We start from the raw sequence: 24,930 nt of genomic DNA on the forward strand, positions 1-24,930 counted from the left end.
CGTCACGTCACTGCCTACGGCGATGACCAATGAGGACGAGTGTAGACGGCTAGGAGAATTCGCCAAGGAGTAATGGCACTTTGATTCTCTACGATTTTGGCATGCCACCCATAGCGTTTGATGCTAAGCGCTGATGGGCAGGTCCAGTTCGAACGGTGCTTCCAGAGGCGCCAGGCCAAACGCGGCGCGGGCTGCATCGCAATCGGCGTTGTGTTCGCCCCCATACCAGGAGGCCTCGAATTCGCGGCACACACTGGAGCGTTGTTCGTAAATCGTGCAGCGGGTGCCTTGGCCCACTTCTCCTTCAAGGCTGCAGCAGCGCGCCGGCTTCTGATCGGTGCCGATCATCGCCACGCGGGTGGGGTTGATCTGCACCACCAGGTCATCGGGCACCGTGCCCCCCGACGAGGCGCACTCTCCCCAAAAGAAAGACACACGAAAGTGTGAACAGCAGGCACCGCAATTCAGACACGGACTGGCTTCGGACATGGGCGTCATCGATAAGAAAAGTAGGGTTGGGGTGTTACGGAAGGCTCGCCATTCTATCCGGGCCATGGCCGTTGGGAAGGGGGGCAGGCACTTATATTTTTGTGGGCGAAGTCCCGTGCTGCCGGGCGAAATCATGCCCTATCAGCTTTACGAATCATTACAGACAACCGGGTGCTGTCTGACTATGTTGCAGGTACCGGGCAGGATGCATCGGGCATCGCAGCTCTCATAACAATAAAAGAGACGGACCCATGCAGAACTCGACCCAAGCGGCGAATGCCTGGCGCATTCTGTTCCTGCTGTTCCTCGCCAACCTGTTCAATTTCTTCGATCGCACGATTCCGGCGATCATCATCGAGCCAATCCGCATGGAATGGCACCTGAGCGACTTCCAGCTCGGCATCATCGGCACCGCCTTCACCATCGTCTACGCCATTGCCGGCTTGCCCCTCGGGCGCCTGGCCGATACCGGCTCGCGCAGCAAACTGATGGGCTGGGGCTTGTTCGCCTGGAGCGGGCTGACGGCGGTCAATGGCATGGTCGGCAGTTTCTGGACGTTTCTGTTGGTGCGCATGGGCATCGGCATTGGCGAAGCCAGCTATGCACCGGCGGCCAACTCGCTGATTGGCGACCTGTTTCCGGCGCACCGTCGCGCGCGGGCCATGGGCATTTTCATGCTGGGCCTGCCGTTGGGGCTGTTGCTGGCATTCTTTACCATCGGCTGGATGGTCAAGGCGTTCGACAGCTGGCGCGCACCGTTCTTTATTGCGGCGGTACCGGGCATGATCCTGGCGGTGTTCATGTTCTATATCAAGGAGCCCAAGCGCGGCGCCGCCGAAACCGTGCAGGTGTCCCAAGAACGCGTCGACCGCCCGATCCGCCGTGTGTTGGCGGTGCCGACCTTTCTGTGGCTGGTGCTGGCCGGGTTGTGCTTCAACTTTGCGACCTATGCCTGCAACTCGTTCCTGGTGCCGATGCTGCAGCGTTATTTCCTGATGCCGTTGCAGGAAGCCGCCGTCGCCACTGGCGTGATCGTCGGTTTGACCGGCCTGGTGGGCCTGACGTTGGGGGGCTGGGTCGCCGACAAGATCCATCAGCGGGTTGCCAATGGTCGGCTGTTGTTCGCCGCGTTCAGCCTGATTATCTCCACCGTGACCACCGCCTGGGCGTTGCACGCCGGGCGCATTGAGATTGGTGTGTTCGTGGCGCTGTTCAGCGTGGGCTGGTTGTTTGCCTATAACTTCTACACCTGCGTGTACACGGCGATTCAGGACGTGGTCGAACCGCGCCTGCGCGCCACGGCGATGGCGCTGTTTTTTGCCGGGTTGTACTTGTTGGGGGGTGGAATGGGGCCGATCGTGGTGGGCGGGCTCTCCGATCATTTTGCCCATTCGGCGATGTACGCAGCGGGGGCGGAGCAGATGACCGAAGCGTATAAAGCGGTGGGGTTGCATGACGCCATGTACCTGATCCCGGTGGCGCTGTTCTTGACCATGCTGTTTCTGTTCCAGGCGTCGCGCAGCTTTGTGCGCGATGCCAAGAAGATGAAGGAAGGATTGGGGGACGTGCAGGTGCCGGCTGCCGGGGTTCCCGCCTGAGATCGGGTTGACCCCTTCGCAGGCGAGCCAGCTCCCACATTGAACGGTTATCGACATGGCAACTCGGTCAAATGTGGGAGCTGGCTTGCTTGCGAAGAGGCCGGCACCCACAACACCGGGGCCGCGACAAACGAAAAAGGCCCGCATTGCGCGGGCCTTTTTTGTGCTTCAAACCACGATTAACCTGCTACCAGAACCCGAATCGCTTCCAGTCGCAGCGCCGCCTTATCCAGCATGGCCAGGCCTTGCTCGCGTTGGGTGCGCAGGGCCACCAGCTCGCTGTCGCGCACAGTCGGGTTGACCGCTTGCAAGGCGGTCAGGCGTGCCAGTTCTTCGTCGGTGTCCGCCGCCAGGCGACGCTTGGCCTCGGCCACGCGCTCGGCATGTTGCGGGGTGATCTTCTCTTCGCCCGCGTTGATCCGTGGCGTCAGCTGGTCGCGCTGGGCCTGGATGAACTTGTTGGCGCTGGCCCGTGGCACGCTTTCCAATTGGTCGTTGAGGGTCACGAAAGACACACGGCTCGACAGGTCGTTGCCATTGGCATCCAGCAGGCAGCGCAGGGCTGCCGGCGGCAGGTAACGGCCCAGTTGCAGCGAGCGCGGGGCAACCACTTCGCTGACGTAGAGCAGTTCCAGCAACACGGTGCCAGGCTTCAGCGCCTTGTTCTTGATCAGCGCCACGGCGGTGTTGCCCATGGAACCGGACAACACCAGGTCCATGCCGCCCTGCACCATCGGGTGTTCCCAGGTGATGAACTGCATGTCTTCACGGGACAGCGCCTGGTTACGGTCGTAGGTGATGGTCACACCTTCGTCGTCACCCAGGGGGAAACTGGCGTCGAGCATCTTTTCGCTGGGCTTGAGGATCAGCGCGTTTTCCGAATGGTCTTCGCTGTCGATGCCGAAGGCGTCGAACAGGGTTTCCATGTAGATCGGCAGGGCGAATTGGTCGTCTTGCTCAAGGATGTCTTCCACCAGTGCATCGCCTTCACCCGCGCCGCCGGAGTTGAGTTCCAGCAGGCGGTCGCGACCGGTGTGCAGTTCTTCTTCCAGGCGCTCACGCTCGGCGCGGGCCTCGTCGATCAAGGCTTGCCACTCGCCGTCATCGGCGTTTTCCAGCAGCGGCAGCAGGCGTGGGCCGAACTGATGCTGCAAGGCGTTGCCGGTCGGGCAGGTGTTGAGGAAGGCGTTGAGCGCTTCGTGGTACCACTGGAACAGGCGCTCTTGCGGGCTGGTTTCCAGGTACGGCACGTGCAGTTCGATCACGTGTTTCTGGCCGATCCGGTCCAGTCGGCCGATGCGCTGTTCCAGCAAATCGGGGTGGGACGGCAGGTCGAACAGCACCAGGTGGTGGGAGAACTGGAAGTTACGGCCTTCACTGCCGATTTCCGAACAGATCAGCACTTGGGCGCCAAACTCTTCATCGGCGAAGTAAGCGGCGGCGCGGTCACGCTCGAGGATGTTCATGCCCTCGTGGAACACCGTGGCCGGAATGCCGGAGCGCACGCGCAGGGCGTCTTCCAGGTCCATGGCGGTTTCGGCGTGGGCGCAGATCACCAGGACCTTGGTGCGCTTGAGCATTTTCAGCTGGTCGATCAGCCATTCGACGCGCGGGTCGAAGCGCCACCAGCGGTTTTCTTCTTCGATGTCCGGCTGCGACTGGAAGCTGACTTCCGGGTACAGTTCGGCGTGTTCGCCCAGCGGCAACTCGAGGTATTCGTCCGGGTTCGGCAGCGGGTAGGCGTGCAGTTTGCGCTCTGGGAAACCTTGCACAGCGGCACGGGTGTTGCGAAACAGCACGCGGCCCGTGCCGTGGCGGTCGAGCAGCTCGCGTACCAGGCGTGCGCTGGCTTCGGTGTCGCCATCGTTGACGGCGGTCAGCAGCGCTTCACATTCGTTGCCGAGGAAACCCTGGATGGTCTTGTGCGCGGCAGGGGAGAGACGACCTTTGTCCAGCAGCTCCTGCACGGCTTCGGCGACCGGGCGATAGTTCTCGCTCTCGGCGCGGAAGGCTTGCAGGTCGTGGAAGCGATTCGGGTCGAGCAGGCGCAGACGCGCGAAGTGGCTGTCCTGGCCCAATTGCTCCGGGGTGGCGGTGAGCAGCAATACGCCAGGGATCACTTCGGCCAGTTGCTCGACCAGCGCGTATTCCGGGCTGACCTTGTCTTCATGCCATACCAGATGGTGAGCTTCATCGACCACCAACAGGTCCCAACCGGCGGCGAACAGCGCGTCCTGGGCCTTTTCGTCGTCCACCAGCCATTCCAGCGCAACCAGAGCCAGTTGGGTGTCTTCGAACGGGTTGGTGGCATCGCTTTCGATAAAGCGTTCTTCGTCGAACAGCGCAACCTGCAGGTTGAAGCGGCGGCGCATTTCCACCAGCCATTGGTGCTGCAGGTTTTCCGGGACCAGGATCAGCACGCGGTTGGCGCGGCCCGACAGCAGTTGGCGATGGATCACCAGGCCGGCTTCGATGGTCTTGCCCAAGCCCACTTCGTCAGCCAGCAATACCCGTGGCGCGATACGGTCAGCGACCTCACGGGCGATGTGCAACTGGTGCGCGATCGGTTGTGCACGCACGCCACCCAAGCCCCACAACGAGGACTGCAATTGGCGGCTGGTGTGTTCCAGGGTGTGGTAGCGCAGCGAGAACCAGGCCAGCGGGTCGATCTGCCCGGCGAACAGGCGGTCGCTGGCCAGGCGGAACTGGATGAAGTTCGAGAGTTGGGTTTCCGGCAGGGTGACCTGCTCGTTCTGCCCATTGAGGCCGTGGTACACCAGCAAGCCGTCGACATCGTCGACTTCCTGAACGGTCATTTTCCAGCCTTCGAAGTGGGTGATGCTGTCACCCGGCGAAAACCTCACGCGAGTGAGGGGCGCATTCCGTAGCGCATACTGGCGAGTGTCGCCAGTGGCCGGATAGAGCACGGTCAATAAGCGGCCGTCCTGTGCCAGAACGGTGCCTAACCCCAGCTCTGCTTCGCTGTCACTAATCCAGCGTTGCCCCGGTTGATACTGCTGCGCCATGCTGCCTGACTCCCGCCGTGAAAAAGCCGACTATCTTAACGGAACAAGCCCCCACGCCCAAGGACTCTGAGAAAAACTACTCCGTTGGCGCGGCGTATCGGAAGTCGAATCGACGGGTGGCGGGCACTTGACAGTGTCGACTGGGTCACAGGTTGGCGAGCCTGCGCTCAAGTCGCCCGGCAACCCGCCGACAGCCTGTTGATCAGGAGAATAATCACTATGCTGCCACCCATGCTGCCCGTCAGCGTTGTGCCGGTCACGTCACAACTCGATCCGGTGCGACAGAAGCCGGATATCCCGCCCGTGGTGCCAGTTCAACCCGGCTCCAACGAGAGCACCATCGACCTGAAAAAAGGCGACGCCGAGACGTCGACCTTTTTGCTGCGCGAAGAACAACGCCGCCAGCAGGAACAACAGAAACGCCGGCGTGAGGCCGATGAAGACCCGGAGCAGCACCTGGCCATTCCGGGGGATGTGCTCAATGCCGACAACACCGTGCCGGTGGTGCCGCTGATCGAAGATGCCCCGCGCCAGGGCTTGTGGGTGGACGTCGAGGTTTAGTCGCACAACTCGCGCAGGGCCGCGATCAACAACTCGATATCGTGCTCGGTGTTGAGCGGGCTGACCGAGACCCGCGCCACGCTTTCCAGGCCCCGCGCCTGCATATCCAGTGGCGTGTAGGCCACGCCGTTGGCGCCGATATTGATGCGCTTCAAGCCCAGTCGCCGTTTCAGTTCGAAGGCATCCCACCCCGCCAGGTTGAAGGCGATCAAGCCTGATTGATGGGTGCCCAGGTCATGCAGGGTAATACCCGCAATCCCACGCAATGCGTCGCGGATTTGCTCGGCGGTTTGCGACACCCTTTCCCAGACGCGCTCGATGCCCAGACGATTCATCTCTTGCAATGCGTTGCCCAGGCCAGCCAGTAAGGCGAAGGAGGTCTCGCTGGTTTCGAAGCGACGGGCGTCATTGCGCAGGTCAAACCCCCGGGCAGTCCATGGCGCTGAAAATACGTCACGCTGGGCCGGGTTCAACTGTTCAAGAAAATCCGGCCGCACATACAGCAGTGCGGTGCCCCGTGGGCCGCGCAGGTGTTTGCGTCCGGCCGACTTGAGCACGTCGCACTGCAACGCCTGCACATCCACGGGCACCTGGCCGACGGCTTGGCCGGCGTCGATGAAGTAGGGGATGGCATGACGTCTCGCCACTTCACCGATGGCCTGGGCGGGGTTGATCAGGCCGCCATTGGCCGGGAGCCAAGTGAGGTCGATCAGCTTGACGTGTGTATCGATCATCGATTCCAGCGCCAGCGGGCAGACCGCGCCGCTGTCATCGCAGGGGATGGTTTCCACTCGGGCACCGGCTTGTACAGCCAGCTCCATGCTGGCCAGATTGCCACCCCATTCATGGCGGCCCACCAGAATACGATCGCCCGCCTGCCAAGGCCCCAAGGCCTGAAACGCCAGGCTCCAGGCGGTCGAGCCACTGCTGGCAAACGCGATTGATGAAGCGGGGGCGTTGAGCAATTGCGCGGCGGCGCGACGGGCTTTTTCCACCAGCACGGCGCCATGTTCACCGGCTTCCATCGGGCCGTCCCGGGCTTCGCGTTGCAGGTGTTCGATGATCGCATCGAGGGTTGCCTGGCTGGGCAGGGAGGCGCCGGCAGGGTTGAAGTGCACGATGCCGGATTGGCAACCCGGCGTGTCATCTCGCAGGCGCTGGACTTCGAGCGGGCTCACGGACGCAGCTCGAAAATGGCATCAACCTCCACCGCCACGCCGGCCGGCAGGCTTGAAACACCCACGGCGGTGCGCACATGTCGGCCTTTTTCGCCCAGTGCGTTGACCAGTAGATTGGACGCGCCGTTGGCGACCACGCTTTGTTGTTTGAAATCAGCGCTGCTGGCGATAAACACACCCAGGCGCACGGTGCGTACCAGGCGTGACAAGTCATCACCCAAGGCATCGCTCAATTGGCCCAGCAGGCCCAGGGCTGCCAGTTCCGCCGCGTGTGCGCCTTCTTCATCGCTGACGGACTCGCCCAAGCGGCCGACGTAGGCTGGTTTGCCATCTACCAGCGGAATCTGCCCGGAGACGAACAGCTGGTTCTGGCTGATGACATGATTGACGTAGTTGGCAATCGGCTGGCTGGGGGTGGGCAGCGTGAGGCCCAAGGCTTGCACGCGTTGGCGGATGGAGTCGCTCATGATCAATCCTCTCTGTTCAGGAGGTTTCAGCATGTGCGTTGCCTGGGTGAGCGACAAACGGATAGATCTCACGCAACGTATCGAAATAACTCACCCGTCGGCGCAGACTTCCTTCAGCCACCGGCTGAAGCACGCGGCGGCTTCGTTGGTGCTGCCCTGGGGAGCGATGAGCCAATAGCCGATGTCGCTGTGATAGGGCGGCCAGTCGAAGGCCTCCACCAGGCTGCCGTCCTGCAGCCGGCGTTCGATCAGGCGATGCCGGCCCATCGCGATACCTTGGCCAGCCACGGCGGCTTCGACCACGATGTTGTAGTCGTGCAGCATCACGCGGGGGTGGTGGGCGAGGTCGACCTGGTAGTGCGCGGACCAGTCGGTCCACTCGAACGGCCGGTGCGAAGTGGCCATTAATAGTGGGCTGTCCTGCATGGCTTTGAATGTAGGGCTGCACACCGGGGAGATGACTTCCTGCATCAGTCGCGTGGCCTGGACATCAGGCCAATCTCCCTTGCCGTATCGGATGGCGAGGTCGACCTCGGCCGCAGCGACGTTGGCCAGTTGAATAGACGGCAACAACTCAACCTGGATATGCGGGTAACGGGTTAGAAACCCGGCCAGACGCGGCGCCAGCCACAGCGTGGCAAAGGAGGCCAACAAGCCGATGCGCAAGACAGTGGCGCGGGGGGCAACCCGTTGGGTGCGAGTGGCGGCAGCGATGGCATCGAGGGCAGGGCGGATTTCGTCGTAGTACTGTTGGCCGTCGGCGGTCAGATCGATCGCGCGGGTGCGTCGGATAAACAGTGGTTTGCCCAGGTGCTGCTCAAGTTTTTGCACCTGGTGGCTGAGGGCGCTCTGGGTCACCGACAACTCGCTGGCGGCCTTGATAAAACTCAGATGCCGCGCCACGGCTTCAAAGGCACGCAGTGCCAGCAACGGCGGAAGGTCCTTGTGCAGTGCCACCTGAGGGCGTCTCCGGGTTTGGGAAAGGCCTCGATTTTGTGCGATGCCTTGCCTTTTGTCGCCCGCTGATTTGCCGTTGGCCGCTTGAGCCCGCATTATTGGGCCATTCCCTCCACGACGTAAGCCAAGCCATGAGTGAAGACGACAAGCTGATCGACCTGAATGCCGAACGTGCCAAGCGCGTGCATGACCTCAATGACAAGCGCCTGAATGAAGTGCGCCAGGCATTCGAACAGGCAATGCCGCTCAGCAAAGTGAAGAAAAAACCGAAGAACAAACCAAAAAAGCGTTGAAACAGCCTGCATCTGCTGATGCAGGTCAGTTATTGCCCTTCTTTATGCCCCGTCGCGGGCAACATTGATCCCCGTCAATTTTCCAATCCGCGTTCTCCATTAACTTAGCCCTATCGCAACAGGGCAAGCACAGGAGGCCGGTCATGTTTATCGATAATGTGGTGTTTGCCGGAGTGCTGACTGTAAGCCTCATGGTGATGTTTTTTGTAGGATTTGGAATTTTTATCTGGAAAGACGCGAACAAGCGTAAAAAACCATAGGTCTTTCCAGATTACATGAGCACGCAAGGCATTTTGGGCGACTTCGGTCGCCCTTTTTTTTGCGTTCGAATTAACGCCATTTCCTGTAGGAGCCGGCTTCTGCAGAAGTACGAACATAAAAAAAGGTGCGATCCTCGCGGATCGCACCTTTTTTATGACAGGCAGGTTATCAACTACCCAGCGCTTTGGATGCCAACCAGAACAACCCGGCCGACAAGGCCACGGTGGCCGGAAGGGTCAGGACCCAGGCCATCAGGATGGTCTTCACCGTGCCACCTTGCAGACCGCTTTTATTCGCGACCATGGTGCCGGCCACGCCGGAAGACAGCACGTGGGTGGTGGAGACCGGCAGCGCAAAGATGTTGGCGAAGCCAATCATGGTCGCGGTGGTGATCTGCGCCGACATGCCCTGGGCATAGGTCATGCCTTGCTTGCCGATCTTCTCACCGATGGTCAGTACGACGCGCTTCCAGCCCACCATGGTGCCCAGGCCCAGGGCCAGTGCAACGGCGAGGATGACCCAGAACGGGGCGTACTCGGTGGTGGCGGTCAAGTCTTTGCGCAGCTTGTCGAGGTCGGACTTTTCACGTGCATCCAAGCCTGGCAGCTTGCCGACTTTTTTCGCGGTGTCATCCAGGCAGAGCAAATAGCGACGCACTTCAATACGCTGGTCAGAGGTCAGCGAATGATAGTCGGACACGCCTTTCAAGGTGTCGACCAGCGCGTTGATGGTGGGCTCGGTCTGTTGCGGGTTGCACTGGAACTTGCCCGGCAGATCATTTTTCACGCTTTTGCCCAGGGCCAGGAACTCACCGAGCGTGGCGTTATTGCGCTGGTAGAACTGGCTCAGATGCACGGTCGCATCGCGGGTACGTTCGATCTGGTATGTGGTGCTGCCCAGGTCGAGGACGAACTGCGCCGGTACGATACCGATCAGCACCAGCATGATCAGGCCGATGCCTTTCTGGCCGTCGTTGGAACCGTGTACGAAACTCACGGCCATGGCGGAAATCACCAGTACCAAGCGGTTCCAGAACGGCGGGTGTTTCTTGTCGTCGAGCTTGCGGCGCTGGTCCGGGGTCTTGTGCATCTTCGACAGCGGACGCCACCACTTCAGGCCGATCAGCACCAGGGCTGCGACCAGGAAGCCGGCCATTGGCGAGAACACCAGCGAGGCGCCGATATCCACGGCTTTCTGCCAGTTCACACCGTCAGCCAGGGGAATATCGTTGATCAGGGCATTGGCCAGGCCGACACCGAGGATCGAACCGATCAGGGTGTGGGAGCTGGAAGCCGGGATACCGAAGTACCAGGTGCCCAGGTTCCAGGTGATCGCCGCCGCCAATAAAGAGAAGACCATCGCCAAGCCATGGCCGGTGTTCACATTGATCAGCAACTCCACCGGCAGCAAGTGCACGATGGCGTAGGCGACGCCGACACCACCGAGCAACACGCCGAGGAAGTTGAACACCCCGGAGAAGAACACGGCCAAGTGCGGCGGCATGGCTTTGGTATAGATGACTGTGGCCACCGCGTTAGCGGTGTCATGAAAGCCATTGATGAACTCGAAGGCGAGGACAAAGGCCAGGGCGAGCAACAGGCTCACGAGAACCCAAGCATCCAGTCCGCTGAATAAATCGATCATGAAGGTTTTCTGACCCGGTCGTAAGGGGGCGCGATTATGCCAGAAAACCTCAGTAATCGATGCACTAGCTGCTCATCGGTAACAATCTTCACCGAAAAAAACACCGTGAAAGGCGTGCATCCCAGGGTTTTCGGGGCTTTGGCAAGTCTTTGATTTATAAAGCGCAGAGGCCTCAGGGCGGGGTTTTGTCACAAAAACGTCACGCCTGAAACATTTGTATGAAATTTTACCGGTGGTGGTGGGATTCAAGGTTGCCGGCTGCTGGCTATGTGCCGGCAGCCGAGGCAGAACCTTGTGGCTCAGACCGGATCGCTTATGGCTCTTCGGTTTTCAGCTCTTGTTCAATCTTTTGGATTTCCTGGGCAAATGCCTGGTCGAGCAGGCTGGCTCGCTTGCGCCAGGGTTTGCGTTCAGGCTCAGGCTGGGCGGCGTAGGTGGTGACTTCCCCGCCGTAAACGTCCTTGTAACGTTGCTCCTGGCGCTCAAGTTCCGCGCGCAGTTCATCTTTCGTCACATTGCTACCTAATTGAGTTGAGTGTTAATACGTTGCAGCTTTATGCCGGAATGCGTCCTCGTGTGTTCCAAGTTGAAACGTTCAAGTTTGGAATAAGCACACGCGGCCACTTGTTTAGTGGGGGCATTCAAGGCATGTAGTTTCGACCATGCACAGCGGGTGCATCATCTGGCGTGGCCCCGACCTGATAAACAAACCAGGTGAACCTGCGCATAGCGCACATTATAGCGGCGCGTTCGAATAACACTATCAGCTTAAAGTTAAAAACCGTCAACTTTGTGTGAGCGTTTTGTTACACCGTCGCGCGGGTAATTGCGTGAATTCTGGCGTCATAAATTCTACCCAACTTAACAGGTTAATAAGCACCGTTTGCTTTTACCCAATTCTGCGGGCTGGCCTACGGCGCGAACCGGAAAATTGCGATAATCGAATGATCGTCCGATAATCGCACAATGTTGTCAGCGCTGCCTTGTGCATCCCGGCTGACGCGGCTTGTAATAGCAGCCGAACCTCCCTTGCGGTCGACAATAAGAGAAAGGATCCCGACATGAACGATCAATTGCGCAACTCTTTCGCGTCAGTAGCGCCGCCGATCGTTGCCTCTCCGGCCAAGCGTATCCAGGCATTTACCGGTGATCCGGACTTCATGACGTCCCTGGCCCGCGGCCTGGCCGTGGTGCAGGCATTCCAGGAACGCAAGCGCCACCTCACCATCGCCCAGATCAGCCACCGCACGGAAATCCCCCGCGCCGCCGTGCGACGTTGCCTGCATACCCTGATCAAGCTCGGCTACGCCACTACCGACGGGCGGACCTATTCGCTGCTGCCCAAAGTCCTGACCCTCGGCCATGCCTATTTGTCTTCCACGCCGTTGGCCGTGTCGGCCCAGCCCTATCTGGACCGCATGAGCGAGCAGCTCCACGAAGCCTGCAACATGGCCACCCTCGAAGGCGACGACATTCTGTACATTGCCCGTTCGGCCACTACCCAGCGCCTGATTTCCGTAGACCTGTCGGTGGGTGGGCGCCTGCCGGCCTATTGCACGTCCATGGGACGCATCCTGCTTGCCGCGCTGGACGACGCCTCGCTGCAGGATTACCTCGACCATGCCGACCTGCAAACCAAGACCAGCCGCACCCTGACCACACCCGCGGCGCTGTTCGAATGCCTGCAACAAGTGCGTCAGCAGGGCTGGTGCATCGTCGACCAGGAGTTGGAGCAAGGCCTGCGATCCATCGCGGTGCCGGTGTATGACGCATCGGGTCAGGTGCTGGCCGCGCTGAACGTCAGCACCCATGCCGGACGCGTCAGCCGCAGTGAGCTGGAACAGCGCTTCCTGCCGAACATGCTCAGCGCCAGCCGTGAGTTGAGCGCGCAACTGTTCGCCTAAGCTGTTCGGTCACCGCACAGATCCCGGTTTGCTCAATTGACGGTGTTTCCCCCGGCTTATTAATGTGCGGCAGCGCTGTTCAAGCGCACCAATAATAATGACGACCCCAGGTCGTCAGCCCGCCATCGGTGTGGAAATAAAAACAATGAATCAGCCTTCTGTCGGTACCCCGTTGGACGTTCAGTCCTTCATCAACGCTCAGCCACTGTCACGTTATCAGTGGCGCGTGGTGATCCTGTGTTTCCTGATTGTGTTCCTCGATGGCCTCGACACCGCCGCCATGGGCTTTATCGCGCCGGCGCTGTCTCAGGACTGGGGCATCGACCGCGCCAGCCTCGGCCCGGTGATGAGTGCCGCGTTGATCGGCATGGTGTTTGGTGCCCTGGGTTCCGGACCATTGGCCGACCGCTTCGGCCGTAAAGTGGTGCTGGTGGGCGCGGTACTGGTGTTTGGCGCGTTCAGCTTGGCGTCCGCCTACAGCAGCAACGTCGATCAGTTGTTGGTGCTGCGTTTTCTCACTGGACTGGGGCTGGGCGCCGGCATGCCGAATGCCACGACGCTGCTGTCCGAATACACGCCGGAACGCCACAAGTCGCTGTTGGTGACCAGTATGTTCTGCGGCTTCAACCTGGGCATGGCCGGTGGCGGGTTTATCTCGGCCAAGTTGATCCCGGCGTTTGGCTGGCATGCCTTGTTGCTGATCGGCGGCATCCTGCCATTGATCCTGGTGGTGGTGCTGATGCTGTGGCTACCGGAGTCGGCACGCTACCTGGTGGTGCGCAATCGCGGCACCGACAAGGTGCGCAAAACCCTGTCTCCCATTGATCCCGTTATCGTCGGCCAAGCCACCAGCTTCAGCGTACCCGAGCAAAAAACCGTCAAGGCGCGCAACGTGTTTGCGGTGATCTTCTCCGGCACCTACAGCGCCGGTACGTTGCTGCTGTGGCTCACCTACTTCATGGGCTTGGTGATCGTCTATCTGCTCACCAGTTGGTTGCCGACCCTGATGCGTGACAGCGGGGCCAGCCTGGAACAGGCCGCATTCATCGGCGCCTTGTTCCAGTTTGGTGGCGTGCTGAGTGCGGTGGGCGTGGGCTGGGCGATGGACAGGTTCAATCCGCACAAGGTCATCGGCAGCTTCTACCTGCTGGCCGGGGTGTTTGCCTACGCGGTAGGCCAGAGCCTGGGCAATATCACCCTACTGGCAACCCTGGTGCTGATTGCCGGGATGTGCGTCAACGGTGCCCAGTCGGCGATGCCTTCATTGGCTGCACGTTTCTATCCGACCCAGGGCCGCGCCACGGGCGTGTCGTGGATGCTTGGCATCGGTCGCTTCGGCGCGATTCTCGGCGCCTGGATGGGGGCGACCTTACTGGGCCTGGGCTGGAACTTCGAACAAGTGCTCACGGCGTTGGTGATCCCCGCTGCGTTGGCAACCGCCGCTGTCGTCATCAAAGGCATGGTCAGCCACGCCGACGCTACCTGAGGATACCGCTGCCCCTGTGGGAGCTGGCTGGCCGGCGATGCTGTTGCAGGCAAGCCAGCTCCCACATTTACCGCGTTCCTCCAGATGATTAGCCAGGCAACAATCCGTTCGATAATCGAACGCTGAGTCGATTATCGGATTGTTTGGCCCATTTCCCCGGCTTAATCTTCAAGCACTTCGGCGCCCCCTCAGCGCCTTTTTCGATCCATACCGGGAGCCCGAAACCTATGGCTGAAATCCTCGCGCTGCGTGACGCGGTGAAGCAATTTGTGAACGACGGCGACACCGTCGCACTGGAAGGCTTCACCCATCTGATCCCTACGGCAGCGGGTCATGAAATCATTCGTCAGGGCAAGAAAGACCTGACGCTGGTGCGTATGACGCCTGACCTGATCTACGACCAGTTGATCGGTGCCGGCTGCGCCCGCAAGCTGATTTTCTCCTGGGGCGGAAACCCTGGCGTGGGCTCCCTGCATCGCCTGCGGGACGCGGTCGAGAAGCAATGGCCGCAACCGCTGGAAATCGAAGAACACAGCCATGCCGACCTGGCCAATGCCTACGTCGCCGGTGCCTCGGGCCTGCCGTTCGCGGTACTGCGCGCCTACGCCGGCTCCGACTTGCCCAAGGTCAACCCGCTGATCAAGACCGTCACCTGCCCGTTCACGGGCGAAGTGCTGGCGGCGGTGCCGTCGGTGCGTCCGGATGTCACCGTAATCCACGCACAAAAGGCCGACCGCAAGGGCAATGTGTTGCTGTGGGGCATTCTCGGTGTGCAGAAAGAAGCGGCCCTGGCCGCCAAGCGCTGCATCGTCACCGTTGAAGAAATTGTCGATGACCTGAATGCGCCGATGAACAGCTGCGTGCTGCCGACCTGGGCGCTGACCGCGGTGTGCCATGTGCCGGGTGGCGCGCATCCGTCCTACGCCCATGGCTACAACGAGCGTGATAACCGCTTCTACCAGGCGTGGGACCCGATCGCCCGCGACCGTGGGACTTTCACCGCCTGGATCAACGAATACATCCATGGCACTGCCGACTTCACTGAATTCCAGGCCAAGCTGGCCACCGCGCAGGAGGCCAAGTAATGGCTTACTCGACCAATGAAATGATGACCGTCGCTGCTGCGCGCCGCCTCAAGAACGGTTCCGTGTGCTTTGTCGGCATCGGCCTGCCGTCCAAGGCGGCCAACTTGGCGCGCCTGACCTCGTCGCCAGACGTGGTGTTGATCTACGAGTCTGGCCCGATTGGCGCCAAGCCGTCGGTACTGCCACTGTCCATCGGTGATGGCGAGCTGGCGGAAACCGCCGACACCGTCGTACCGACCGGTGAGATCTTTCGCTATTGGCTGCAAGGCGGGCGCATCGACGTGGGCTTTCTCGGCGCGGCCCAGGTCGATCGTTTCGGCAACATCAACACTACCGTGGTCGGTGACTATCATCAGCCTAAAGTACGCCTGCCGGGTGCCGGTGGCGCGCCGGAAATCGCCGGTTCGGCCAAGAGCGTGCTGATCATCCTCAAGCAGTCTGCGCGTTCGTTTGTCGACAAGCTCGACTTCATCACCTCGGTCGGCCATGGCGAAGGCGGCGATTCGCGCAAACGCCTGGGTCTGCCGGGGGCGGGGCCTGTAGGGATCATTACCGACCTGTGCATCATGGAGCCGGAAGCGGGCACCCATGAATTTGTGGTCACCGCGTTGCACCCTGGCGTGACCCGTGAGCAAGTGGTGGCCGCCACCGGTTGGGCGATTCGTTTTGCCGACCAGGTCGACACCACCGCTGAACCGACAGACGTAGAGCTGACCGCCCTGCGTGACCTTGAAGCACGCACCGCGGCCGCCCATGGCCAAGCGCCGGGAGAAGCCTGATGCGCGATGTATTTATCTGTGATGCCATCCGCACTCCCATCGGTCGTTTCGGCGGTGGCCTGTCCACCGTGCGTGCCGATGACCTGGCAGCGTTGCCGATCAAGGCGCTGATTGAGCGCAATCCTTCGGTGGATTGGACGGCAGTCGACGAGGTTTTCCTCGGCTGCGCCAACCAGGCCGGTGAAGACAACCGCAACGTGGCGCGCATGGCGCTGTTGCTGGCGGGCCTGCCGGAAAGCATTCCCGGCGTGACCCTCAACCGCTTGTGCGCCTCGGGCATGGACGCGATCGGTACCGCCTTCCGCGCCATCGCCAGCGGCGAAATGGAGCTGGCGATTGCCGGTGGCGTCGAGTCGATGTCCCGCGCGCCGTTCGTGATGGGCAAGGCCGACGCAGCGTTTTCGCGCACTATGAAGCTGGAGGACACCACCATCGGCTGGCGTTTTATCAACCCGTTGATGAAGGCGCAGTACGGCGTGGATGCCATGCCGCAGACCGCCGATAATGTCGCCGACGATTACCACGTGTCCCGCGCCGACCAGGACGCCTTTGCCCTGCGCAGCCAGCAACGCACCGCAGCGGCCCAGGCCGCTGGCTTTTTCGCCGAAGAAATTGTGCCGGTACGGGTCGCCCATAAAAAAGGCGAAACCGTCGTCGAACAGGATGAACACCCGCGCGCGGACACCACCCTGGAAGCCCTGACCAAGCTCAAACCGGTCAATGGCCCCGACAAGACCGTCACCGCCGGCAATGCCTCGGGCGTGAACGACGGTGCGGCGGCGCTGATCCTGGCCTCCGCCGAAGCCGTCAAGAAACACGGCCTGACCGCCCGCGCCCGTGTATTGGGCATGGCCAGCGCCGGTGTCGCACCGCGAGTGATGGGCATCGGCCCGGTGCCGGCCGTGCGCAAGCTGGTCGAGCGCCTCGGCCTGGCGGTCACCGATTTTGACGTCATCGAACTCAACGAAGCCTTCGCCAGCCAAGGCCTAGCCGTGCTGCGTGAACTGGGCATCGCTGACGACGCACCCCAGGTCAACCCGAACGGCGGCGCCATCGCCCTTGGCCACCCGCTGGGCATGAGCGGCGCGCGTCTGGTGCTGACAGCCCTGCACCAACTCGAAAAAACCGGCGGCAGCAAAGGCCTGGCGACCATGTGCGTGGGCGTCGGCCAAGGCTTGGCCCTGGCGATTGAACGCATCTAATAAGAGAGGACTGCACCATGAGTGACAAGCCTGGATACCGGCGCCCGCAAGCGGGCACTCAACCTGATTACCTGCACCCGGCCTACCAGTCGACGAACCTGCGTTCGCCGTCCCAGCCGTTGGTGTTCCTGCCCCATTCCTTGTCGGAAATCACCGGCCCGACCGTCGGCGCCGAGCGTGTCAACGCCAAGGACAACGACCTCACTGCCCAGCATGACGGCGAGCCTCAAGGCGAACGCATCATCATTCATGGCCGCGTACTGGACGAGAACGGTTTGCCGGTGCCGGGCATTCTGGTGGAAATCTGGCAGGCCAACGCTGCCGGCCGCTACAACCACAAGCGCGACCTGCACGACGCGCCGCTGGACCCGAACTTCACCGGCACCGGTCGCACCGTCACCGACGCCGATGGCTGGTACCAGTTCCAGACCATCAAGCCCGGCGCCTACCCGTGGGGAAACCACCACAACGCGTGGCGCCCGGCGCATATCCACTTTTCGCTGTTCGGCCCGAGTGTGCTGACGCGACTGGTCACACAGATGTACTTCCCCGGCGACCCGCTGCTGGAATACGACCCGATCTACAACTGCGTGCCGGACACCTCGGCCAAGGAACGCTTGATCGCCCGTTTCGACCTGGAAAAAACCATTCCTTCCTATGCCCTCGGCTACCGCTGGGACATCGTCCTGCGCGGCCGCGACGCCACGCCGATGGAGAAATGAGATGACACTCAACGCGACCACGTCCCACACCGTCGGGCCGTATTACCACATCGGCCTGACCTGGCTGAACCGCGAAGACCTGACCGTGAGCGCCACCCTCGGCGAACGCGTGGCGATCAGCGGGCAAGTGGTGGATGGCAACGGCGATGTCGTCAATGACGCCATGCTCGAAGTCTGGCAGGCCAATGCCGCCGGCAAATATGACCATCCGGAAGACGAGCAGGACAAAGCCGTCGATCCGAACTTCGAAGGTTTCGGCCGGGTGCCGGTGGACGCCGAAGGGCGGTTTCGCTTTACCACCATCAAGCCGGGTGCCGTGCCGGGCTTGAAGGGCACTACCCAGGCGCCGCACCTAGTAGTGCTGGTGTTTGCCCGGGGTTTGGTGAAACACCTGCTGACGCGGATTTATTTCGAGGGCGAGGCGCTGAACGGTGATGACCCGTTGCTGGCATGTGTGCCAGCCGAGCGTCGCAGTACCTTGATTGCCCAGCAGGATGCGGCGGGGGTGTATCAGTGGAATGTGATTTTGCAGGGGACAGAGAAGGAAACGGTGTTCTTCGATTATTGAGTTGACCTTAGGGCCCTATCGGAGGAAAGCCCACCGATAGGGCTCTACCAGGCAACACATATCCAAAAGTCCGCTTGCATGACATGGTTGTTGCAAAGTATGTCTAGGCTATAACCGTTCCCACTGAGTGAAAAAACATGACAACAACAACGAGCCACTACACCGGAGAAGAACGCAGCAAACGGATTTTTGCGATCGTAGGGGCATCCTCCGGCAACCTCGTCGAATGGTTCGACTTCTACGTCTATGCCTTCTGCGCCATTTATTTTGCGCCGGCGTTCTTCCCGTCGGACGACCCCACGGTCCAACTGCTTAACACCGCCGGCGTGTTCGCCGCCGGCTTCCTGATGCGCCCGATCGGCGGCTGGCTGTTTGGCCGGGTGGCCGACAAGCACGGGCGCAAGAACTCGATGATGATCTCGGTGCTGATGATGTGCGCCGGTTCCCTGGTGATCGCCTTCCTGCCCACCTACAAAGACATCGGCGCCTGGGCCCCGGCGTTGCTGTTGGTGGCGCGGCTGTTCCAGGGCTTGTCGGTGGGTGGCGAATACGGCACCACCGCGACCTACATGAGTGAAGTCGCACTCAAGGGCCAGCGCGGCTTCTTCGCCTCGTTCCAGTACGTAACCCTGATCGGCGGGCAACTGCTGGCGGTTTTGGTGGTGGTGATCTTGCAACAGATCCTTACCGAAGAAGAATTGCGCGCCTGGGGCTGGCGGATTCCGTTCGTGATCGGCGCCATTGCGGCGGTGATCTCCCTGCTGCTGCGTCGCACCCTCAAGGAAACCACCAGCAAGGAAACCCGCCAGGACAAGGACGCCGGCAGCGTGGCTGCGTTGTTCCGCAACCACAAGGCGGCGTTTATCACCGTGCTCGGCTACACCGCCGGCGGCTCGCTGATTTTCTACACCTTTACCACGTACATGCAGAAATACCTGGTGAACACGGCCGGCATGCACGCCAAGACCGCCAGCTACATCATGACCGGCGCGCTCTTTGTGTACATGTGCATGCAGCCGCTGTTCGGCATGCTCTCGGACAAGATCGGCCGTCGTAACTCGATGCTCTGGTTCGGCGCCCTCGGCACCCTGTGCACGGTGCCGATTCTGCTGACCTTGAAAACCGTCACCAACCCATTCCTGGCCTTTGTGTTGATCTCCCTGGCCCTGGCCATTGTGAGTTTCTACACCTCCATCAGCGGCTTGGTGAAAGCGGAAATGTTCCCGCCTCACGTGCGTGCCCTGGGGGTAGGCCTGGCCTACGCGGTGGCCAACGCGATCTTCGGTGGTTCGGCGGAATACGTGGCCCTGGGCCTCAAATCCATGGGAATGGAAAACACCTTCTACTGGTACGTCACCGGCATGATGGCGGTGGCCTTCCTGTTCAGCTTGCGTCTGCCGAAACAGGCGGAGTACTTGCACCACGATCTATAAGGGACGCGTTATGACTTTGCGCACGAGCAATCAATTGTTCGACGCTTACTTCACGGCGGGCAGCATGGCCGAGGTGTTCTGCGACCAGGGACGCTTGCAGGGCATGCTGGATGTTGAAGCGGGCTTGGCCCGGGCCCAGGCCCAGGTCGGGGTGATTCCCCAGGCCGCCGTCGCACCGATTGCCCAGGCGTGCCTGGCCTCGTTGTATGACGTGGATGCCCTCGGCGCGGCGATTGCCACGGCGGGTAATTCGGCGATTCCGCTGGTGAAGGCGCTGGGCAAGTTGATTGCCAGTGAAGATGCCGGGGCTGAGCGCTACGTGCATCTGGGGGCGACCAGCCAGGATGTGATGGACACCGGCCTGGTGCTGCAACTGCGGCGGGCGGTGGAGTTGATCGAGGCGGATTTGGTGCGCCTGGGGGATAGGCTTGCCGCCCAGGCCCAGCGATATGCCGACGTGCCTTTGGCCGGGCGTACCTGGTTGCAGCATGCAACGCCGGTCACCCTGGGGATGAAAATCGCCGGTTGGCTGGGCGCGGTTACCCGCAACCGCCAGCGCCTGACGGCGCTGAAACCGCGCTTGCTGGTGCTGCAATTCGGCGGCGCATCCGGAACCCTGGCAGCGCTTGGTGAGCAGGCCATGCCGGTGGCCGAAGCGTTGGCGGCTGAGTTGCAACTGAGCTTGCCCGAGCAACCCTGGCACACCCAACGGGATCGCTTGGTAGAGTTCGCCAGCGTGCTCGGCCTGATCGCCGGCAGCCTGGGCAAATTGGGCCGTGATATCAGTTTGTTGATGCAGACCGAAGCTGCCGAGGTGTTCGAGCCGTCGGCTCCGGGCAAGGGCGGCTCGTCCACCATGCCGCACAAGCGCAACCCGGTGGGTGCGGCCGTGCTGATCAGCGCCGCTACCCGAGTGCCGGGCCTGGTCTCGACGATGTTCAGCGCCATGCCCCAAGAGCACGAACGCAGCCTGGGCCTGTGGCATGCGGAATGGGAAACCCTGCCGGAGATCTGCCGTTTGGTGTCCGGCGCTTTACATCAGGCGTTGCTGGTGAGCGAAGGCCTGGAAGTCGATCCGCAGCGCATGGCGCAAAACCTCGACCTGACCCACGGCCTGGTACTGGCCGAGGCCGTCAGCATCGTGCTTGCCCAGCGCCTCGGTCGCGAAACCGCCCACCATCTGCTGGAGCAGTGCTGCAAGCGTGCCGTCGCAGAGGGGCGTCACCTGCGTGCGGTCCTGGCGGATGAGCCGCAAGTCACCGCCGAACTGTCCGCGATTGAGCTGGACCGTTTGCTTGATCCTGCCCACTACCTGGGCCAGGCCCACACCTGGGTCACCCGCGCCGTAGCCGAACACTTTGCTTGAGGAGACCACCGTGGCATTTGTACAACTCGCCGAGGGCGAACTGCATTACCAATTGGACGGGCCTGAGGGTGCGCCAGTACTGGTGCTCTCCAACTCGCTGGGCACCGACCTGCACATGTGGGACCTCCAGATCCCGGCCTTCACCCAGCATTTTCGCGTGCTGCGTTTCGATACCCGTGGCCATGGCAAATCCCTGGTTACCCCAGGCCCCTACAGCATTGAGCAACTCGGTCAGGATGTGATCGCGCTGCTGGATGCACTGGATATCCAACGCGCGCATTTTTGCGGGCTGTCCATGGGCGGCCTGATTGGCCAATGGCTTGGTATCAATGTCGGGCAGCGTTTGCAGCGCCTGGTGGTGTGCAACACCGCCGCCAAGATCGGCACGCCCGACGTGTGGAACCCGCGCATTGAAATGGTGCTGCGTGATGGCGCAGCGGCGATGGTAGCGCTGCGCGATGCATCGATTGCACGCTGGTTCACCGCGGACTTTGCGGCCGCCAACCCGTACCAGGCCAAGCAGATTACCGACATGCTGGCGGCCACATCGCCCGAAGCTTATGCCGCCAATTGTGCAGCGGTACGTGACGCGGATTTCCGCGAGCAACTGGCTTCGATCACAGTACCGACCCTGGTCATTGCCGGCACTGAAGATGCCGTCACACCGCCTGCGGGCAGCCACTTTATCCAGAACCATGTACAGGGCGCCGAGTACGCCGAGTTCTATGCGGCGCACTTGTCCAATGTGCAGGCCGGTGCGGCGTTCAGCGACTGCGTCATTGAATTCTTGTTGGGCCACTGAGGAGCTTTTCGTGGACGAGAAACAACGTTATGCCGAAGGCCTGCAGGTGCGCCGCGAAGTGCTGGGCGACGCCCATGTCGACCGCAGCCTCAATGCCCTGACCGAATTCAACAGCGAGTTCCAGGAAATGATCACCCGCCATGCCTGGGGTGACATCTGGACCCGTCCCGGTCTGCCCCGGCACACCCGTAGCCTGATCACCATCGCGATGCTGATCGGCATGAACCGCAGTGAAGAACTCAAGCTGCACCTGCGCGCCGCCGCGAGCAATGGCGTCACCCGCGCCGAGATCAAGGAAGTGCTGATGCAGAGCGCGATCTACTGCGGGATCCCGGCAGCGAACGCGACGTTTCACCTGGCGGAATCGGTGTGGGATGAGCTGGGCGTCGAGTCGCGCCAGGCTGACTGAGTTGAAATACGGTCAAAACGTGGGAGCGGGCTTGCTCGCGAAAGCGGTGGTTCAGTTAATACCTGTGCTGACTGACACATCGCATTCGCGAGCAAGCCTGCTCCCACCGCTAGTCTTTACCGGGTTTTAAACATCAGTGGGAGTCGGCGTCCCACACCCAATTCCACACGCCTGGCAGATGCACCTCTTCACTCACATCCTTGACCGTACGCGCCAGCGCCGCGCGCTGAAGCTGGGCCGTGTCGGTGTAGAAGGGCTCCGCGGAAGTCTTCAGGCCGTTGATCCGGGCGCTGTCCAGCAGGATCTGCAGGTACTCCTGCATATGCCGCGCGGTGTAGCGGTTGATGTCGTGGAAGGTCACCACCACCGGTATCACACCGTCCACCGTCGGCAACTCACCCAACGCAATGCGCTCGCGCACTACCGACAACTGTCGATACAGATTGGCGCGCCTGCGCGGGCTGCCGTTGAAGCCCCAGATCTTGCCGTCATTGGCACTTAAATCCGTGAGCAGCACGTGCATGCCATGGCGCTGGTAGGCGGCGAAGGTGCGGCGGTCGTAATTCCAGAACGGCGGGCGCACCAGCACCGGCAGGCTGCCGGTGATCGCGGCAATATCGGCCGCGCCTCGGGTGAGGGTGCTTTCCAGTTCCGCGTCGTTCAGCCAGCGGTGGTTGGTGTGAAACCCCGTGGCGGTGTGGAAGGCCAGGATGTGACCGGCCGCATACTCGCGCTCCATGGTCTTGCGACCCCGTGAGCTGCCGCCGGAGCGAGCCGCTTCGGTCTGCAGGAAGAACACCGCCTTGATCTGCGGCAGCACCGGGTTCTGCGCCAGGTCGGCTATCACCGACCGGCTCGGGTTGTTGTAGCCCGACGCACTCGGGCCGTCATCGAAGGTCAGCAGGAAGCGGATCGGCGCCTGGGTTTGCAGGCGCTGTTCGGTCTCTGGCGTCAGGGCGATGGGCGAGCCAATGCAACCGCTGAGGCTCAAGGCCAGGGTCAGCACGGCGGATGCGATGGCGAAGGATTTCATGGTGTGCGCGGGCTCGAATGGAAGGCCGCTGCGGGGTGGATCAGCAGCGGCAGGCGCGCACCATACAGCAAGATGGGCGGTGGGAGGTTACAGGCTGACAAACGAGCATCGCTAGGGGTCAGCCCACGTATTGTGTGCGCAGTGGCTTGCCCATCTCTTCAAGCAAGGCGTTTTCAGTGAAGGGTTTGGGGTTGGGGACGGTCGCGGGTGTGGTGGGCAGCCCTACGGCCTGACGTTCGCTGTTGGGGACATCGTGTTGCTCGCCCTCGAATGTTTCAGTGGTCGAGCCCGATAAAGCCGTGCCGTTACCAGCGTTATAGGCATGAACCATTTCGTGATAGAGCGTCGTGATCGGTGAGTACGTGCTGGCACCCAGTACGTTCAGGGCGGAGCGGTTGTAGATGATTTCAGCTCGATCAGCCCGAGACCCCGGCACACCGTCGACCATAAACCCCCACTTGGGGGCGTCCCCCACCACGGGGGGCGTTCGTATTGCAGCAATGCCTTAAGTTCCTGACTGCCATAAACGTAGCCGCTACCCACGTCGACCCGATCCTCCACAAGCATCACCGGTGCGCCGTTACGTAGGGCGATCGCATTCATCTCGGCCAGCATCTGTTTGCCCTGGGGGGAACTGCGCAGCAAGGCCAGATCGTCTTCGACCCTTTGAATAAAATCGGCAGAGCCCTTGATGCGAAAACCTACAAGCGACGACTGGTCGGTTGTGACGGTGGTCAACACCGAGCCGTTGAGGCGCTTGATCGTATCGCCCGCTTGAGCGTAGATCCGGTCGCCAGGGCGATTGGCAATCACCCTGTCGCAGCCACTGCCGGTGTAGAACGTGCTGCGATCGTGGCCGATCAAGCGATCGTCACCGGGCCCTCCATGCAACACGGTATGGCCGTTGCCCGCGTACAGTAAATCCTTACCGTTACCGCCATCCATGTAGCTGGTTTTGCTTTTTGCACCCGCACCGGCGTAGAGGCGGTCATTGCCGTTGTTGCCGTACATGACGTTGTCGCCCGTACCGCCGATGAGCGTGTCGTCACCGTCGTTACCTTCGGCATAGCCAAGGCCGCTACCCAGGCGCAGCACATCGTCGCCTTTACCACCGAACAGGCGGGTGTAGCCCGCGCCGGCCTGCACACGGTCATTGCCGTCGCCAGCCTCCACGATGACGGGTTGCGTCACGTTGGCGTCGATGCGGATGTTGTCGTTACCGCCGTGGGTCTTGAGATGAAAGGTGAGTGCTTTACCGTCTTTATCCTGACTGTCAAAACGATATAACTGGCCGTTGATCCGAACATCCAGTTGGCCGGAGTACGTCTGGCTGATATGGACCCGGTCGGCCTTGTCGCCGGTTTCAAGGATCAGACTGTTGTTCAGGCTGAAGGAGTTGTCTTGCTCCCACACCGACTGGCCGCTGGCTTTTAAATTGCCGTCATCCAGAAAGGGGTGTCGGTGAGCTTGGACCGGGTTGTCGGGCGTGAGTACCGGGCGGGGGCGTAATACAAGGCCATAGTGGCTATTGTTGAAGGCTGTAGGGCGCGCAGTCGTCGAACTGTGCGCCCCGGCAGGCAGGTTGGGTTGAGCGTGTGCAATACGGTTTGAAACGTCCATGTGTAATCCCTATCGGGGGCCTGGTATTGACCCTGTCTCCTGGAATT

The 24,930-nt window shown here is 61.3% G+C and carries 25 protein-coding genes; 15 read left to right on the plus strand and 10 right to left on the minus strand.

From position 1 onward, the window contains the following. Nucleotides 1-123: 123 nt before the first annotated feature. A complete protein-coding gene (locus tag AC4PS7_RS03350; protein ID WP_021492384.1) occupies nucleotides 124-489 on the minus strand; it encodes a YkgJ family cysteine cluster protein in 366 nt (121 codons plus the stop codon). A gap of 251 nt (nucleotides 490-740) precedes the next feature. Between AC4PS7_RS03350 and AC4PS7_RS03355 the strand changes: the two genes are divergently transcribed. After that, on the plus strand, nucleotides 741-2,087 hold the full coding sequence (locus AC4PS7_RS03355) for a spinster family MFS transporter (RefSeq protein ID WP_021492383.1): 1,347 nt from the start codon (nucleotides 741-743) through the stop codon (nucleotides 2,085-2,087). A gap of 179 nt (nucleotides 2,088-2,266) precedes the next feature. Here the strand turns inward: AC4PS7_RS03355 and rapA are convergent, their stop codons facing one another. Beyond that, nucleotides 2,267-5,113: an RNA polymerase-associated protein RapA gene (rapA, locus tag AC4PS7_RS03360; protein ID WP_492179057.1), complete on the minus strand. Its 2,847-nt coding sequence runs from the start codon at nucleotides 5,111-5,113 to the stop codon at nucleotides 2,267-2,269. A gap of 219 nt (nucleotides 5,114-5,332) precedes the next feature. Between rapA and AC4PS7_RS03365 the strand changes: the two genes are divergently transcribed. Next, nucleotides 5,333-5,674, plus strand: a complete 342-nt coding sequence (locus AC4PS7_RS03365; RefSeq protein ID WP_010212350.1) for a hypothetical protein — start codon at nucleotides 5,333-5,335, stop codon at nucleotides 5,672-5,674. Here AC4PS7_RS03365 and AC4PS7_RS03370 read toward each other — a convergent pair. The 3 genes from AC4PS7_RS03370 to AC4PS7_RS03380 all read right to left on the minus strand — a co-directional run bounded on the left by AC4PS7_RS03370 (nucleotide 5,671) and on the right by AC4PS7_RS03380 (nucleotide 8,276). Next, nucleotides 5,671-6,852 (minus strand): aminotransferase class V-fold PLP-dependent enzyme, encoded by a 1,182-nt coding sequence (locus tag AC4PS7_RS03370; RefSeq protein ID WP_042570686.1) that lies wholly within the window; start codon nucleotides 6,850-6,852, stop codon nucleotides 5,671-5,673. The two genes, AC4PS7_RS03365 and AC4PS7_RS03370, sit on opposite strands and share 4 nt — an antisense overlap. Beyond that, the gene (locus AC4PS7_RS03375) at nucleotides 6,849-7,319 is read right to left on the minus strand and encodes a RidA family protein (protein WP_010212347.1); all 471 of its coding nucleotides are present in this window, start codon (nucleotides 7,317-7,319) and stop codon (nucleotides 6,849-6,851) included. Before AC4PS7_RS03375 ends, AC4PS7_RS03370 begins: the two co-directional genes overlap by 4 nt. A gap of 90 nt (nucleotides 7,320-7,409) precedes the next feature. Next, nucleotides 7,410-8,276, minus strand: coding sequence for a LysR substrate-binding domain-containing protein (locus tag AC4PS7_RS03380; protein WP_010212345.1), 867 nt, complete (start codon nucleotides 8,274-8,276; stop codon nucleotides 7,410-7,412). Nucleotides 8,277-8,407: 131 nt separating this feature from the next. Here AC4PS7_RS03380 and AC4PS7_RS03385 point away from each other — a divergent pair, with 131 nt between their 5' ends. Both AC4PS7_RS03385 and ccoM read left to right on the plus strand, forming a co-directional pair. Next, on the plus strand, nucleotides 8,408-8,569 hold the full coding sequence (locus AC4PS7_RS03385) for a hypothetical protein (protein WP_010212343.1): 162 nt from the start codon (nucleotides 8,408-8,410) through the stop codon (nucleotides 8,567-8,569). 143 nt (nucleotides 8,570-8,712) lie between these two features. Then, nucleotides 8,713-8,829, plus strand: a complete 117-nt coding sequence (ccoM, locus tag AC4PS7_RS03390; protein WP_010212341.1) for a cytochrome c oxidase subunit CcoM — start codon at nucleotides 8,713-8,715, stop codon at nucleotides 8,827-8,829. Between the two features lie 169 nt (nucleotides 8,830-8,998). Here ccoM and AC4PS7_RS03395 read toward each other — a convergent pair whose 3' ends face one another. Both AC4PS7_RS03395 and AC4PS7_RS03400 read right to left on the minus strand, forming a co-directional pair. After that, entirely contained in the window at nucleotides 8,999-10,474 is a 1,476-nt protein-coding gene (locus tag AC4PS7_RS03395) for an inorganic phosphate transporter (protein ID WP_010212339.1), read from the minus strand. Nucleotides 10,475-10,787: 313 nt separating this feature from the next. Further along, complete coding sequence (locus AC4PS7_RS03400) at nucleotides 10,788-10,988, minus strand: hypothetical protein (protein ID WP_003189295.1); 201 nt, start codon at nucleotides 10,986-10,988, stop codon at nucleotides 10,788-10,790. A 547-nt stretch (nucleotides 10,989-11,535) separates the two neighbouring features. On the opposite strand from AC4PS7_RS03400, the gene pcaR reads away from it, so the two are divergent. From pcaR to pcaC, 11 genes are all read left to right on the plus strand, one after another. Continuing rightward, complete coding sequence (pcaR, locus tag AC4PS7_RS03405) at nucleotides 11,536-12,378, plus strand: pca regulon transcriptional regulator PcaR (RefSeq protein ID WP_010212335.1); 843 nt, start codon at nucleotides 11,536-11,538, stop codon at nucleotides 12,376-12,378. 145 nt (nucleotides 12,379-12,523) lie between these two features. After that, complete coding sequence (pcaK, locus tag AC4PS7_RS03410; protein ID WP_010212334.1) at nucleotides 12,524-13,864, plus strand: 4-hydroxybenzoate transporter PcaK; 1,341 nt, start codon at nucleotides 12,524-12,526, stop codon at nucleotides 13,862-13,864. A gap of 227 nt (nucleotides 13,865-14,091) precedes the next feature. Further along, complete coding sequence (locus AC4PS7_RS03415) at nucleotides 14,092-14,949, plus strand: CoA transferase subunit A (RefSeq protein ID WP_010212331.1); 858 nt, start codon at nucleotides 14,092-14,094, stop codon at nucleotides 14,947-14,949. Next, nucleotides 14,949-15,728 (plus strand): CoA-transferase subunit beta, encoded by a 780-nt coding sequence (locus AC4PS7_RS03420; RefSeq protein ID WP_010212329.1) that lies wholly within the window; start codon nucleotides 14,949-14,951, stop codon nucleotides 15,726-15,728. The genes AC4PS7_RS03415 and AC4PS7_RS03420 overlap by 1 nt, the downstream gene beginning before the upstream one ends. Beyond that, nucleotides 15,725-16,930 carry a 3-oxoadipyl-CoA thiolase gene (gene pcaF / locus AC4PS7_RS03425; RefSeq protein WP_175439626.1) on the plus strand — a complete coding sequence of 402 codons (1,206 nt, stop codon included), beginning with the start codon at nucleotides 15,725-15,727 and terminating at the stop codon, nucleotides 16,928-16,930. Before AC4PS7_RS03420 ends, pcaF begins: the two co-directional genes overlap by 4 nt. Nucleotides 16,931-16,947: 17 nt before the next feature. After that, on the plus strand, nucleotides 16,948-17,652 hold the full coding sequence (gene pcaH / locus AC4PS7_RS03430) for a protocatechuate 3,4-dioxygenase subunit beta (protein WP_183701289.1): 705 nt from the start codon (nucleotides 16,948-16,950) through the stop codon (nucleotides 17,650-17,652). A 1-nt stretch (nucleotide 17,653) separates the two neighbouring features. Further along, complete coding sequence (gene pcaG / locus AC4PS7_RS03435; protein ID WP_021492379.1) at nucleotides 17,654-18,220, plus strand: protocatechuate 3,4-dioxygenase subunit alpha; 567 nt, start codon at nucleotides 17,654-17,656, stop codon at nucleotides 18,218-18,220. A 137-nt stretch (nucleotides 18,221-18,357) separates the two neighbouring features. Continuing rightward, nucleotides 18,358-19,653 carry an MFS family transporter gene (locus tag AC4PS7_RS03440; protein ID WP_010212323.1) on the plus strand — a complete coding sequence of 432 codons (1,296 nt, stop codon included), beginning with the start codon at nucleotides 18,358-18,360 and terminating at the stop codon, nucleotides 19,651-19,653. 10 nt (nucleotides 19,654-19,663) lie between these two features. Further along, nucleotides 19,664-21,019 carry a 3-carboxy-cis,cis-muconate cycloisomerase gene (locus tag AC4PS7_RS03445; protein ID WP_010212322.1) on the plus strand — a complete coding sequence of 452 codons (1,356 nt, stop codon included), beginning with the start codon at nucleotides 19,664-19,666 and terminating at the stop codon, nucleotides 21,017-21,019. Nucleotides 21,020-21,029: 10 nt separating this feature from the next. Beyond that, nucleotides 21,030-21,821: a 3-oxoadipate enol-lactonase gene (gene pcaD, locus AC4PS7_RS03450; RefSeq protein ID WP_492179058.1), complete on the plus strand. Its 792-nt coding sequence runs from the start codon at nucleotides 21,030-21,032 to the stop codon at nucleotides 21,819-21,821. 10 nt (nucleotides 21,822-21,831) lie between these two features. Further along, a complete protein-coding gene (gene pcaC, locus AC4PS7_RS03455) occupies nucleotides 21,832-22,230 on the plus strand; it encodes a 4-carboxymuconolactone decarboxylase (RefSeq protein WP_010212318.1) in 399 nt (132 codons plus the stop codon). 133 nt (nucleotides 22,231-22,363) lie between these two features. Here the strand turns inward: pcaC and AC4PS7_RS03460 are convergent, their stop codons facing one another. The 3 genes from AC4PS7_RS03460 to AC4PS7_RS03470 all read right to left on the minus strand — a co-directional run bounded on the left by AC4PS7_RS03460 (nucleotide 22,364) and on the right by AC4PS7_RS03470 (nucleotide 24,883). After that, nucleotides 22,364-23,263 carry a polysaccharide deacetylase family protein gene (locus AC4PS7_RS03460; protein WP_029529212.1) on the minus strand — a complete coding sequence of 300 codons (900 nt, stop codon included), beginning with the start codon at nucleotides 23,261-23,263 and terminating at the stop codon, nucleotides 22,364-22,366. Between the two features lie 118 nt (nucleotides 23,264-23,381). After that, nucleotides 23,382-23,711 (minus strand): M91 family zinc metallopeptidase, encoded by a 330-nt coding sequence (locus tag AC4PS7_RS03465; protein WP_492179059.1) that lies wholly within the window; start codon nucleotides 23,709-23,711, stop codon nucleotides 23,382-23,384. Then, nucleotides 23,645-24,883: a calcium-binding protein gene (locus tag AC4PS7_RS03470; RefSeq protein ID WP_492179060.1), complete on the minus strand. Its 1,239-nt coding sequence runs from the start codon at nucleotides 24,881-24,883 to the stop codon at nucleotides 23,645-23,647. The genes AC4PS7_RS03465 and AC4PS7_RS03470 overlap by 67 nt, the downstream gene beginning before the upstream one ends. Between the last annotated feature and the right edge of the window lie 47 nt (nucleotides 24,884-24,930).

This window comes from Pseudomonas sp. DW-iso3 (assembly GCF_058725305.1).

Coding starts and splice junctions, on each gene's coding strand:
- AC4PS7_RS03350 (WP_021492384.1), bottom strand. CDS start 489: ATGTCCGAAGCCAGTCCGTGTCTGAATTGCGGTGCCTGCTGTTCACAC.
- AC4PS7_RS03355 (WP_021492383.1), top strand. CDS start 741: ATGCAGAACTCGACCCAAGCGGCGAATGCCTGGCGCATTCTGTTCCTG.
- rapA (WP_492179057.1), bottom strand. CDS start 5,113: ATGGCGCAGCAGTATCAACCGGGGCAACGCTGGATTAGTGACAGCGAA.
- AC4PS7_RS03365 (WP_010212350.1), top strand. CDS start 5,333: ATGCTGCCACCCATGCTGCCCGTCAGCGTTGTGCCGGTCACGTCACAA.
- AC4PS7_RS03375 (WP_010212347.1), bottom strand. CDS start 7,319: ATGAGCGACTCCATCCGCCAACGCGTGCAAGCCTTGGGCCTCACGCTG.
- AC4PS7_RS03385 (WP_010212343.1), top strand. CDS start 8,408: ATGAGTGAAGACGACAAGCTGATCGACCTGAATGCCGAACGTGCCAAG.
- ccoM (WP_010212341.1), top strand. CDS start 8,713: ATGTTTATCGATAATGTGGTGTTTGCCGGAGTGCTGACTGTAAGCCTC.
- AC4PS7_RS03395 (WP_010212339.1), bottom strand. CDS start 10,474: ATGATCGATTTATTCAGCGGACTGGATGCTTGGGTTCTCGTGAGCCTG.
- pcaR (WP_010212335.1), top strand. CDS start 11,536: ATGAACGATCAATTGCGCAACTCTTTCGCGTCAGTAGCGCCGCCGATC.
- pcaK (WP_010212334.1), top strand. CDS start 12,524: ATGAATCAGCCTTCTGTCGGTACCCCGTTGGACGTTCAGTCCTTCATC.
- AC4PS7_RS03415 (WP_010212331.1), top strand. CDS start 14,092: ATGGCTGAAATCCTCGCGCTGCGTGACGCGGTGAAGCAATTTGTGAAC.
- AC4PS7_RS03420 (WP_010212329.1), top strand. CDS start 14,949: ATGGCTTACTCGACCAATGAAATGATGACCGTCGCTGCTGCGCGCCGC.
- pcaH (WP_183701289.1), top strand. CDS start 16,948: ATGAGTGACAAGCCTGGATACCGGCGCCCGCAAGCGGGCACTCAACCT.
- pcaG (WP_021492379.1), top strand. CDS start 17,654: ATGACACTCAACGCGACCACGTCCCACACCGTCGGGCCGTATTACCAC.
- AC4PS7_RS03440 (WP_010212323.1), top strand. CDS start 18,358: ATGACAACAACAACGAGCCACTACACCGGAGAAGAACGCAGCAAACGG.
- AC4PS7_RS03445 (WP_010212322.1), top strand. CDS start 19,664: ATGACTTTGCGCACGAGCAATCAATTGTTCGACGCTTACTTCACGGCG.
- AC4PS7_RS03460 (WP_029529212.1), bottom strand. CDS start 23,263: ATGAAATCCTTCGCCATCGCATCCGCCGTGCTGACCCTGGCCTTGAGC.
- AC4PS7_RS03465 (WP_492179059.1), bottom strand. CDS start 23,711: ATGGTCGACGGTGTGCCGGGGTCTCGGGCTGATCGAGCTGAAATCATC.
- AC4PS7_RS03470 (WP_492179060.1), bottom strand. CDS start 24,883: ATGGACGTTTCAAACCGTATTGCACACGCTCAACCCAACCTGCCTGCC.